The sequence below is a fragment of the Agrobacterium tumefaciens genome, from assembly GCF_013318015.2.
GTDB classification, from domain to species: domain Bacteria; phylum Pseudomonadota; class Alphaproteobacteria; order Rhizobiales; family Rhizobiaceae; genus Agrobacterium; species Agrobacterium tumefaciens.
In genome coordinates this window covers 1,129,910-1,142,020 of record NZ_CP115841.1, presented here as the reverse complement: position 1 = coordinate 1,142,020, position 12,111 = coordinate 1,129,910, and the positions used below count along the sequence as shown (strand labels likewise).

The window sequence follows — 12,111 nt, the reverse complement described above, 5'->3', positions numbered from 1 at the left end:
AAAGCGCTGTCATTCTTTCCAAGCGCCTCTGACGCAAGGAAACGAGCTCCATGACTGCTCCACTCGTCATCTACGCGGATGGTTCATACGACCCTGTAGCATTATCGGGAAGCTGGGCATTCATCGTGTTTGAAACCGAGCGGCAGATCCATGCTGCGCGAGGAGCGGAAATCGGACTTACGAACAATTCGTTTGAAGTCATGGCGGTCATGAATGCACTTTTATGGCTCGATGCACAGGCTCCAGGCCGAATAGCCAAGCTCTGGACAGACTCCGCTCACGTGATGGAAGGTTGCCATCGCTGGCGCGAAATCTGGCGTAGCAACGGGTGGAAGCGCATCAATCCAGATTCGCGAAAACGCAAACGACAGATACCAGATGGCGGTCTGTGGCAGAATGTGGATCGTTTGCTCCTTTGTAATCCGAACGTCGAGATAGCGTGGTGCAAGGGACATTCCGGTATAGCCGGGAGCGATCTCGCGGATGCTTTGGCCCGTGCCAAGATGGTGGATGGGGGCAATTAGTCTCACGCCAACCGGTCTATAGACGCCCGCCAGCAGCTTGTTCTTGTTGAAGTAGCGGAGCTTCAAGCTGTCCGTGCATGAACAAAATTGGGGCGTTATCAGCCCTGCAATCCACGCCAGTATGGTGCCGCTGTTCCTCCTTAAATTGCCGTCCCATCTCTCCGCCAAGGCTCGGCAATTCGTTGTGGCAACGAGAGCATAAAAAATCCCAGCTGGGTTGACTCATTTATGAAACCGGTTACATTCCCTCATGTAAACGGTTTCATCGGTTAAAAACCGTGCTTGGAGGAGCAAATTTTCATGTTTAAACATTTGATGGCTGCTGCCGCTATGGTGCTGGCGGCGGGCACGTCCGTGCATGCTCAGGAACAGAGCTTCAAGATCGGTCTTTCCAATTCTTTCGTCGGCAGCGAGTGGCGCACGCAGATGATCGAGGAAGCTCAGGCTGCCGCAAAGGCGTGGGGCGAAAAGGGCGTGAAGGTCGAAGTCGTCGTTCAGAGCGGTAATGTCGATGTGCAGGGGCAGATCGGCCATATCCGCAATTTCATGAACCAGGGCGTTGATGCGATCCTCATCAATCCGGGCAGCCCGACTGCCTTTGATCCGATCTTCGCTCAGGCGAAGGCACGCAACATTCTCGTCATCGCAACCGACGCGGAAGTGTCTTCTAAGGACGCGATCTATGTCGGCATCGACCAGAAGGCCTGGGCGGCACAGTCCGCACAGTGGCTTGCGGATTCGCTGAAGGGCAAGGGAAGCGTCGTCGCGATCAACGGTATCGCCGGCAATCCCGCCAACGAAGCCCGCGTCGCCGGTTACCGCGAAGTGTTCACGAAATATCCTGATATCAAGGTGCTGAACGAAGCCAATGCGAGCTGGGATCAGGCGCAGGGGCAGCAGGCGATGCAGAACCTTCTCGCCACCTATCCCGATATCAGCGGTGTGTGGGTGCAGGACGGCATGGCCGACGGCGCATGGCGCGCAATCGAAGCCGCCGGCAAGACCAAGGACATCGCCGCGACAGGTGAAATCCGCAAGGACTTCATGACGCGCTGGGAGAAGGAAAAGTTCAACTCCGGCGCCTCCGTCAATCCTCCGGGTGTCATGGCCAGCGCGCTCAACGTTGCGGTTCTGAAGCTGCAGGGCAAGGAATTCAAGGACGGCATTTTCGGCGGTACCTACGGAAACGCCATCTATATTCCGATCCCCTTCGTCAGCAACGACAACCTCGCGGACAACATCAAGTCCGCCGAAGGTAAGCCGGGCTATTGGTCCGTCACGGCAACCGTGACGCCGGAACAGGCTGGCGAGTTCTTCAAGTAAGATCAGTCTCGGGCTGGCCGCAAACGCCAGCCCGAAACCTGAAATTCGAATGTGGACCGCGTATTGCGCGCGTCCGCCAGTGACGAAGCACAATGACAAGTAAAATTCGGGGACATGCGATGGCGAACGCTCTGGAAGCGGCCGGCATACAGAAGAATTTTGGCGCCGTGCGTGCGCTTTCCGACGGCAGGCTGACCGTTGGTCGCGGTGAAATTCACGCGCTGCTCGGTGCGAATGGTTGCGGCAAGAGCACGCTCTGCAAGATCGTTGCAGGTGCGGTCGCGCCGACCAGCGGCACCATCCGGTTCAACGGCGAAAACGTGCGCTTCAAAAGCCCGCGTGACGCCGAAAATGCCGGCATTGCGCTGTTTTATCAGGAGCTAAGCCTCATTCCGCAGCTTTCCGTCGCTGACAATATTTTTCTCGGTCGCGAACCGAAGCGCGGTGTTTTTGTCGACAGCAAGGCCCTGAAAGCCGGGGCGCAGAAGCTGATTGCGCTTTTTGACGGAGTTGCGGGCGAAGGGCTGGAGCCGGATGCGATCGTCGGCAATCTGCCGCCCGATCAGCGCCAGCTCGTCGAAATCCTGAAAGTTTTCGCCCAGAATGCCAGCCTCATGATCATGGATGAGGCAACGGCGGCACTTGATGGCCGCCAGTCCGAGCGTTTTTTTGAGATACTCAGATCCAAGAAGGCGGACGGTATCTCCACCATCATGATTTCCCACCGGCTCGATGAGGTTTTTGCTGTCTGCGACCGCATCACCGTCATGCGTAACGGTGCGACCATTTCGGAACTCGACACCGCCGCTACCACCCGCGAGGCCGTGGTGCATGACATGGTCGGCGATGTCCGCGCCGCGCCTGCCCGCCAGCAGGGACGCGCAGGTGCAGCGCCCAGCCTGAAGGTGACGGACGTTGCGGGCGAGGGTGTTCGCGGTGTCAGTCTTGAAGCCTATCCGGGTGAAATCGTCGGTTTGGCGGGATTGCAGGGGCAGGGTCAGTCGGCCTTGCTGAAGGGCCTGTTTGGCGCAAGCCCCTTTGCCGCCGGGCAAATCCAGTTCGAGGGCCGTGATGTCGCCATCGGCAAGCCTTCGCAGGCGGTTCATAACGGTTTTGCCTATGTGTCAGGCGACCGCGGGCGTGATGCCTCGCTTCAGGGCAGGTCGATCTTCGAAAATCTTGTTGCAGCTCTGATGGTGCGCGAAAAGATGAGACTGGTCCGGCCCGCGACGCTGAAGCCGCGTGTGCAGAAGGTCGCGCACGACATGAAGACGAAGTTTGCCGGCATGGATATGCCTATCGGCACGCTCTCAGGCGGCAACCAGCAGAAAATCTTCATTTCCCGCTGGCTTGCCACCGCGCCGAAACTGCTGCTGCTCGATGATCCGACCAAGGGTATCGATCTTGGCGCCAAGGCCGATCTCTTCGCGCTTATGCGCCAGCAGGCTGACGCGGGCGCGACCATTCTTCTCTATTCCTCGGAAGATGCGGAAATCCTCGAATATGCCGACCGCATTCTCGTATTCAACGGCGGACGCATTTCTGCGGAGCTGACCGGAGCCGACATGACATCCGTCAACATGACCCGCGCCGCCTATGGAGACGCCGCATGAATTCCCTCGGTTTTATGCGCAAGCAACCCTGGATCATAACTCTTGTGGTTCTGGCCGTTCTCATCGGCGTCAACACGTTTCTGCAGCCGTCTTTCGTGCAGCCGGCCGTATTGCAGTCGAACCTGACGACATTTCTTCCCCTGATCCTGGTCGCCATCGGTCAGACCTATGTCATTCTGGCGGGGGATATAGATCTGTCGGTCGGAAGCATCGTAGCGCTCGCCAATGTCGTTACCGTCAGCGTCATCGCTGCACTTGGCGGAACGGCAAGTGCCGTCGTTGCAGGTATGGGAGCGGGTGTTGCGGTTGGACTGATCTGTGGGCTGGTCAACGGCCTGTTCATATCCGGCCTGCGTTTCCAGCCCATCGTCACCACCTTCGCGACGGGCATCATCTTCGCCGGTCTGGCGATCTGGGTTCTGCCGCAGGCCGGTCTTCCCGTGCCCGAAGCCTATTGGCAGACCTATTCCGGCAGCTTCATCGGTTTGCCTTTCGTGCTGTGGATGCTGTTGGCTGGTATTGCCTTTACGCTCGTTGTGTCGCGCATTCCGTTTCACGTGCATTTGTTGGCCGTGGGCGGCAATCGCACGGGCGCTTTCCAGACGGGCCTGCGCCTCTCCGGCATTCGCATTGGCGCCTACATGATTTCCGGTCTGTTTTCGGCGCTCGCAGCGCTGTGCCTGACGGGCGAGACCGCCTCCGGCGACCCCTTGCTCGGTGCAAGCCTGGCGCTCTCCTCCATTTCGGCGGTTGTTCTTGGCGGCACCGCACTGTCCGGCGGGTTCGGCAGCTCGACAGGATCGATCGCCGGCGCGCTGGTGCTGGGCATGATCGGCAACGTGATTTTCTTTGCGGGCTTGCCCTTCGAGTACCAGACATTGGTGCAGGGGTTGATCGTGCTGACGGCACTTGCCGGCGGCGTTCTGGTGACGAGGCGTTGAGATGACAAATCCCGGTTTGAAAATCAAATCCATCATCACCGATCCGCTGACCATTGCGATTGGCGCGTCAGTCTTCCTGCTGCTGGTCGGCGAACTGTTGTCGCCCGGCTTCGCACAGGGGTCGCAGATCGTGCGGCTGCTGACGATCGCCGCTATTCTCGGTATCGTCGCGGCGGGCCAAAATCTTGTGATCCTCGGCGGACGCGAAGGCATCGATCTTTCCGTCGGCGCGATGATCTCGCTCGGCGCGGTCCTTGCCGGCAACATGATGAACGGACAGAATGTCGGAATACCGCTCGCCATACTGGTCGCAGGTGGTATTCCCTTCCTGATCGGCCTCATCAATGGCCTCGGCATCACCTTCGTGCGCATTCCGCCGCTGGTCATGACACTCGGCATGACAGCGGTGATCCAGGGCGGGCTGGTGGTCTATTCGCAGGGCGTTCCATCAGGTGCGGCGGCGCCGCTTCTGGCGGGTTTCATCAACCGGCCTCTCGTTTTCGGTATTCCCGGCGTCCTCTTCGTCTGGCTTGGCATTGCCGCGATCATGCTGTTCGTGCTGCGCCGCACGGCCTTCGGCTTCTCCATTTACGCGATAGGCTCCAATGAGCGGGCGGCGACGTTGGTCGGATTGCCCGTGTCTTTGATCCGCACGCTGCTTTACGGCCTGTCCGGCCTGTTTGCCGGTCTGACCGGAGTCTGCGTGATCGGTTATACCGGCACCTCCTTCATTTCTGTCGGCGACCAATATGTCCTTCCATCGATCATCGCTGTTGTCATCGGCGGCACTTCGCTTGCCGGTGGTGCGGGCGGATATATCGGAACCATGGCCGGGGCAGTTGCGCTCACCATTCTGCAAAGCGTACTGATAACGCTCAACCTCGATGTATGGGCCCGGCAGATCATATTCGGTGTCACGTTACTTGCGCTGATGCTGCTTTATGGCCGCCAAAAGCAGTTGCGTGTGTGACAGATGAGCAAAGACCAAGGTTCGAATATCAGGGAAGTTGCAGCTCTCGCGGGCGTTTCAATCGCGACCGTGTCACGGGCGCTGCAACAACCCGACAAAGTCCGCCCGGAAACGAGGAAGAAGGTTTTCGATGCCGTCAGGCAGGCGAACTTCGTTCCCAACGCCCAGGCCGCAAGCTTCAGGCGTCAATCCAACAATACCGTCATTCTTCTCGTTCGCGATATCGGCAACCCCTTTTATCTCGAGATCTACAAGGGCGTGGAGGAAGCGGCGGGGGAGGCGGGCTTCAAGGTGCTCATGGGCGACGCCCGTAACGACGAAAACCGCGTGGCGACACATATCGACATGGTCAGGCAGAAACATGCTGACGGCCTCATCCTGATGACCGGCCAGTTTCCTTCAGAGCTTCTCGGTCAGGGTGACGCGCTGCCGCCGATCGTCATCGCTTCGGAAACCGTGCCAGGCATCGCGCTGCCCACCGTCAAGGTCGATAACCGCGCCGCGTCCAAAAACGCCGTGCATCATCTGATCGAAGCAGGGCACACGAAGATCGCGCATCTCGCCGGACCTTTTCCGGAAAGTCTGGCACAGGAGCGTTTCGAGGGCTACCGCGACGCGCTTGAGGAAGCGGGTATCGGTTACGCGGATGAACTCGTCGTGACAGGCGATTACAGCATCGAAGCCGGTAGACAGGCGATTGCCGGACTTCTCGAAAACGGAATTTCCTTCACCGCCATCTTCGCCTCGAGCGACCAGATGGCGATTGGCGCAATCAGCGAGCTGCGCGGGCGCGGGCTGTCCGTGCCGACCGATGTCTCGGTCATTGGCTTCGACGATATAATTTTCGCCAATGCTTTCGAACCACCGCTAACGACAGTGCGCCAGCCCCGGCAGGAAATGGGCCGCAAAGCCATGGCGCTGATGGTCGACCGGCTTAATGGCAAACGCACGGCCGAAACCATCGTGCTGGATACGGAACTGGTGGTGCGCGGCTCGGTCGCGCCCTGCCGTTCGCCGCACCGGTAGCGGCCAGACTGTGAATGCAAGGAGTGTAAGGACATGAAGACGATCAAAGGCCCGGCGATTTTCCTCGCGCAATTTGTCGGGGACAAGGCACCCTTCGACACGCTCGACAATCTCGGCCAATGGGCGGCTTCCCTTGGTTACAAAGGCATTCAGGTGCCGACCGATCCCAAGCTCTTCGATCTTGAGAAAGCTGCCGCTTCCAAGGCTTATTGCGATGATATCAAGGGACGTCTGGCCGAGACAGGCATCGAGATCACCGAGCTTTCAACCCATATTCAGGGCCAGCTCGTCGCTGTTCATCCTGCCTATGACGAGATGTTCGACGGTTTTGCGCCCGCCGAACTGCGCGGGAAACCGCAGGCGCGTCAGGAATGGGCGGTCAACCAGCTGAAGTGCGCGGCGAAAGCCTCGCAGCATCTGGGCCTCAAGAGCCATGCGAGTTTTTCCGGCGCGCTGGCGTGGCCTTTCATTTATCCCTGGCCGCAGCGCCCCGCAGGTCTTGTCGAAATGGCCTTTGCTGAACTCGGCAAGCGCTGGACGCCCATTCTCGATGCATTCGAGGAGAATGGCGTCGATCTGTGCTACGAGCTGCATCCCGGCGAAGACCTGCATGACGGCATTACCTTCGAGCGTTTTCTCGAAGCCACCGGCAATCATTCGCGCGCCAACATCCTTTATGATCCCTCGCACTTCGTGCTTCAGGCGATGGACTATCTTGATTTCATCGATATCTACCACGAGCGCATCCGGGCCTTTCACGTCAAGGATGCCGAGTTCAATCCGACCGGCCGGTCCGGCGTCTATGGCGGTTATCAAGGCTGGGTCGACCGGCCGGGGCGCTTTCGCTCACTCGGCGACGGGCATGTCGATTTCGGCGCGGTGTTTTCCAAGCTCACCCAATATGATTTCGACGGATGGGCCGTGCTGGAATGGGAATGCGCGCTGAAACACCCGGAGGACGGGGCGCGTGAAGGTGCCGGCTTCATTGAAAATCACATCATCCGCGTGACTGAGCGGGCTTTCGACGATTTCGCCAAAAGCGGCGCCGATGATGCCGCCAACCGTCGCCTTCTCGGGCTTTGAAAGGGATAGACATGTCCTCCGCAACAGCAAGATTTAATAGCCGCCGCATTCGTCTCGGCATGGTGGGTGGCGGTCAGGGTGCCTTTATCGGCGCGGTGCATCGTATCGCCGCGCGGCTCGACGACCGTTACGAATTGGTCGCCGGTGCGCTTTCCTCCGACCCGGCACGCGCCAGCGCTTCGGCAACCCTGCTCGGCATTGCGCCCGAGCGGTCCTACGCTTCTTTTGAGGAGATGGCGTCGGCCGAGGCCGGTCGTGAAGACGGTATCGAGGCGGTCGCCATCGTCACTCCCAATCACCTGCATTTCGCCCCGTCCAAGGTCTTTCTCGAATCTGGCATCCACGTCATCTGCGACAAGCCCGTCACAGCGACGCTGGAGGAGGCCAAGGAGCTGGCGAATATCGTGAGGGCATCCGACAGGCTGTTCATCCTCACGCATAATTACACCGGCTATGCCATGTTGCGGCAGATGCGGGAGATGGTTGCCAACGGTGCCATAGGCAAGCTGCGCCATGTCCAGGCCGAATATGCGCAGGACTGGCTGACCGAAGCGGTTGAAAAGACCGGCGCAAAGGGAGCGGAATGGCGCACCGATCCGAGCCGCTCGGGCGCGGGCGGGGCAATCGGCGACATCGGCACCCACGCTTTCAACGCCGCCGCCTTCGTGACCGGTGAAATTCCCGCGAGCCTCTACGCAGATCTCACTTCCTTCGTTCCGGGCAGGCAGCTGGATGACAGCGCCAATATTCTGCTGCGTTACGAAAGCGGCGCGAAGGGCATGCTCTGGGCAAGCCAGATCGCTGTCGGCAATGAAAACGCCCTGTCGCTCAGGGTCTATGGCGATAAGGGCGGCCTTGAATGGCACCACCGCGTGCCGGACGAGCTGTGGTTCACACCTTACGGCGAGCCCAAGCGGCTGATTACGCGCAATGGCGCGGGCGCAGGCGCTGCCGCCAACCGCGTCAGCCGTGTGCCATCAGGGCACCCGGAGGGATATCTCGAGGGTTTTGCGACGATCTACCGTGAAGCCGCAGACGCAATCATCGCAAAAAGGGAGGGAAAAGCAGCCGCCGGGGATGTGATTTATCCCGGCATAGAGGACGGCCTTGCGGGTCTCGCATTCATCGATGCGGCCGTGCGGTCCAGCCTGACCTCGTCCTGGGTAGAGATCGACATCTAGATCACTGGATATCGGGGACTGACGACGCAGGGCATCGGAGGTTGTGCCCAGCATTACCCGACTGATTGTTCGGAAGAGCACGGGCAGGCGTGTCGTCATATTGATCAAACGGAAAGGGAGTCACGCGTTTGAAAACGTTCAAGTCAAAATTCGCAAAGATGGCATTCGTCGTCGGACTGGCGGCCGGTATCGCAAATCCGGTTTTTGCCGATGACAGCAAGACGCTGCCGATTGCCGCGCAGATGTACACACTGCGCAACGCCGGAACGCTTGAGGAGCAGCTTGCCATCCTCAACCGCGCGGGCGTTTCCGCCGTGGAAACGGTGGATATGCAGAAGGTCAGCGCCAGCGAGCTGAACGCGCTTCTGGAAAAGCACAAGATCAAGGTCATTTCCTCGCATGTGCCGATCGACAAGCTTCGCGGCAATCTCGACGATGTCATCACCGAGCAGAAGGCTGTCGGCAATCCGGTCGTGACCGTGCCGTTCCTCAAGCCCGAAGACCGCCCCAAGGACGCCGCTGGCTGGACAGCCTTCGGCAAGGAACTTGGCGGATATGCCGACAAGCTTTCCGCGGCTGGCCTCTCCATGGCCTATCACAACCATGATTTTGAAATGGTCAAGTTCGACGGCAAGACGGCGCTTGAACTGCTGCTCGATGCCGCAGGCCCGAAACTGCAGAGCGAACTCGACGTCGCCTGGGTGGCGCGCAGCGGCAATGATCCGGCTGAGTTCCTCGGCACTCTGAACGGTCGGGTTTTTGCAATCCACGCCAAGGACAATGCACCGGCCGGCACGGCCGAAAACGAGCGCGGCTTTGCAACGATTGGCACCGGCGTTCTCGACTGGAAGACGATCCTGCCGGCGGCCAAAAATGCCGGCGCACAATGGTTCATCCTTGAACACGACCTTCCGCTCGATGCCGAAGCGGTCGTGACCAAGGGCAACGCGTTCCTGAGCGAGCACTTGCCGACCATTCAGTAAACACTGCCAGTAAAACCAGAACCGCACCTCGGCGGCCGGTTTCGCCGGGGCGCATAAGGTTCGACAGACGCATGATGAAGTTTCCGCCGCGTTGCGACGGGGAGCGCATTGTCTCGTCGACTTTTTACCCAAGTACCAATCGGAGGAGTTATCATGGCGGACAATCATTATGATGCGATTGTTGTCGGTTCAGGCATAAGTGGAGGCTGGGCTGCAAAGGAACTCACGGAAAAAGGCCTGAAGGTTCTGCTGCTGGAGCGCGGCAGAAACATCGAGCACATTACCGACTATCAGAATGCCGACAAGGAAGCCTGGGACTATCCCCATCGCAACCGCGCCACGCAGGAGATGAAGGCGAAGTATCCGGTGCTCAGCCGCGACTATCTGCTGGAAGAGGCCACGCTCGGCATGTGGGCCGACGAGCAGGAAACGCCCTATGTCGAAGAAAAGCGTTTCGACTGGTTCCGTGGTTATCACGTCGGCGGTCGTTCGCTGCTGTGGGGACGCCAGACCTACCGCTGGTCGCAGACCGATTTCGAGGCCAATGCCAAAGAAGGGATCGCCGTTGACTGGCCGATCCGTTATCAGGACATTGCTCCCTGGTATGATTATGTCGAGCGTTTCGCTGGCATTTCCGGCAGCCGCGAGGGGCTGGACATTCTTCCTGATGGTGAATTCCTGCCGCCTATTCCGCTGAATTGCGTTGAAGAGGATGTGGCACGCCGGTTGAAAACTGCCTTTAAAGGCACGCGACACCTCATCAATTCGCGCTGTGCCAACATCACCCAGGAACTGCCCGATCAGGAGCGCACGCGCTGCCAGTTCCGCAATAAGTGCCGGTTGGGCTGTCCTTTCGGCGGCTATTTCAGCACGCAGTCATCGACCCTGCCGGCGGCAGTCGCCACCGGAAATCTTACGCTCAGGCCTTTCTCCATCGTCAAGGAAATCCTTTACGACAAGGACAAGAAGAAGGCTCGCGGTGTCGAAATCATCGATGCCGAAACGAACCTGACCTATGAATATACCGCCGATGTGATCTTCCTCAACGCTTCGACGCTCAACTCGACCTGGGTTCTGATGAACTCGGCCACCGACGTGTGGGAGGGAGGGCTCGGCAGCAGCTCGGGCGAACTCGGCCACAATGTGATGGACCACCATTTCCGCATGGGTGCCACCGGCGAGGTGGAAGGTTTCGAAGAGTTTTATTTCAAGGGCCGCCGCCCGGCGGGATTCTATATTCCCCGTTTCCGCAACACCGGCGACGACAAGCGGAACTATCTGCGCGGTTTCGGTTATCAGGGATCCGCCAGCCGTTCGCGCTGGGAGCGGGAAATCGCCGAACTCAACATCGGAGCCGACTACAAGGAAGCGCTGACCCAGCCGGGCGCCTGGACTATCGGCATGACTGCCTTCGGTGAAATGCTGCCTTATCACGAGAACCGCGTGAGGCTGGACCACGACAAGAAGGACAAATGGGGCCTGCCGGTCCTGTCGATGAATGTCGAGATGAAGCAGAACGAACTCGATATGCGCGAAGACATGGTCAATGACGCAGTCGAGATGTTCGAAGCGGTCGGCATCAAGAACGTCAAACCGTCGAGGGGTAGCTATGCGCCGGGCATGGGTATCCATGAAATGGGTACGGCCCGCATGGGACGCGACCCCAAAACTTCCGTGCTCAATGGCAACAACCAGGTCTGGGATGCGCCGAACGTCTTTGTCACTGACGGCGCCTGCATGACTTCGGCCTCCTGCGTCAACCCGTCGCTCACCTACATGGCGCTGACGGCGCGTGCCGCGGAATTTGCCGTTTCCGAACGCAAGAAGGGGAATCTGTGATGAACAGACGTGAACTGCTGAAACTGATAGCCATTGCCTCCGGTCTTCCGCTGATCGGCGCTGACGTGGTCACTGCGGCGGAAAACGCCGCCAAGCCTGCCGGCGACGTCCACGTCTTCAGCCCGGAGGAAATCCGGCTTCTGGACGAGGTGGCTGAAACGATCATCCCTCGCACATCCACCCCGGGTGCGAAGGACGCCGCCGTTGGCGCATTCATGGCAGTCTATGCGGCCGATTGTTACACGGGCGAACAGCGGAAACTTTTCCTCTCCGCGATGGCTGAGATCGAAAACCGCAGCCGGACGGAATTCAAGAAAGCGTTTCTGGAGCTGACGTCGCAGGAGCGGCAGACGCTGATTTCTGCGCTGGACAAACAGGCCCGGGCGGAACAGACACCGACCGCACCGCATCCCTTCACACTCGTCAAGCAGCTGACGCTGCTCGGTTTCTTCACCTCGAAGATCGGCGCCACCGAGGTTCTCGTTTACGACGAAATCCCCGGCGGCTTTGAGACCTGCGTTCCCTACAAGAAGGGTACGCCCGCCTGGGGCACGACCTGAATTGAGAACAAGCCGCCCGCCTGCATTCGCAGGCGGGCGCGTTAATACGGCAGAACAAGGATGACACG

The 12,111-nt window shown here is 59.2% G+C and carries 11 protein-coding genes; all 11 read left to right on the top strand.

The window, feature by feature from the left end:
* Window positions 1-50 precede the first annotated feature (50 nt).
* The 11 genes from G6L97_RS05730 (at window position 51) to G6L97_RS05680 (ending at window position 12,043) form a co-directional block, all read left to right on the top strand.
* The gene (locus G6L97_RS05730) at window positions 51-524 is read left to right on the top strand and encodes a ribonuclease H family protein (RefSeq protein WP_174002795.1); all 474 of its coding nucleotides are present in this window, start codon (window positions 51-53) and stop codon (window positions 522-524) included.
* A 300-nt stretch (window positions 525-824) separates the two neighbouring features.
* Window positions 825-1,847 carry a substrate-binding domain-containing protein gene (locus G6L97_RS05725; protein WP_111783065.1) on the top strand — a complete coding sequence of 341 codons (1,023 nt, stop codon included), beginning with the start codon at window positions 825-827 and terminating at the stop codon, window positions 1,845-1,847.
* A gap of 119 nt (window positions 1,848-1,966) precedes the next feature.
* Window positions 1,967-3,460, top strand: coding sequence for a sugar ABC transporter ATP-binding protein (locus G6L97_RS05720; RefSeq protein ID WP_111783066.1), 1,494 nt, complete (start codon window positions 1,967-1,969; stop codon window positions 3,458-3,460).
* Entirely contained in the window at window positions 3,457-4,401 is a 945-nt protein-coding gene (locus tag G6L97_RS05715) for an ABC transporter permease (RefSeq protein WP_111783067.1), read from the top strand. Before G6L97_RS05720 ends, G6L97_RS05715 begins: the two co-directional genes overlap by 4 nt.
* Before the next feature lies 1 nt (window position 4,402).
* Complete coding sequence (locus G6L97_RS05710; protein ID WP_013636086.1) at window positions 4,403-5,371, top strand: ABC transporter permease; 969 nt, start codon at window positions 4,403-4,405, stop codon at window positions 5,369-5,371.
* Between the two features lie 3 nt (window positions 5,372-5,374).
* Entirely contained in the window at window positions 5,375-6,397 is a 1,023-nt protein-coding gene (locus tag G6L97_RS05705) for a LacI family DNA-binding transcriptional regulator (RefSeq protein ID WP_003515235.1), read from the top strand.
* 33 nt (window positions 6,398-6,430) lie between these two features.
* Window positions 6,431-7,480 (top strand): sugar phosphate isomerase/epimerase family protein, encoded by a 1,050-nt coding sequence (locus G6L97_RS05700; protein ID WP_111783068.1) that lies wholly within the window; start codon window positions 6,431-6,433, stop codon window positions 7,478-7,480.
* Between the two features lie 11 nt (window positions 7,481-7,491).
* The gene (locus G6L97_RS05695) at window positions 7,492-8,661 is read left to right on the top strand and encodes a Gfo/Idh/MocA family protein (protein ID WP_065702520.1); all 1,170 of its coding nucleotides are present in this window, start codon (window positions 7,492-7,494) and stop codon (window positions 8,659-8,661) included.
* A gap of 128 nt (window positions 8,662-8,789) precedes the next feature.
* Window positions 8,790-9,644, top strand: coding sequence for a sugar phosphate isomerase/epimerase family protein (locus G6L97_RS05690; protein WP_162633742.1), 855 nt, complete (start codon window positions 8,790-8,792; stop codon window positions 9,642-9,644).
* A 153-nt stretch (window positions 9,645-9,797) separates the two neighbouring features.
* Window positions 9,798-11,483 (top strand): GMC oxidoreductase, encoded by a 1,686-nt coding sequence (locus G6L97_RS05685; protein WP_111783069.1) that lies wholly within the window; start codon window positions 9,798-9,800, stop codon window positions 11,481-11,483.
* Complete coding sequence (locus G6L97_RS05680; protein ID WP_111783070.1) at window positions 11,483-12,043, top strand: gluconate 2-dehydrogenase subunit 3 family protein; 561 nt, start codon at window positions 11,483-11,485, stop codon at window positions 12,041-12,043. The genes G6L97_RS05685 and G6L97_RS05680 overlap by 1 nt, the downstream gene beginning before the upstream one ends.
* Window positions 12,044-12,111: the final 68 nt, after the last annotated feature.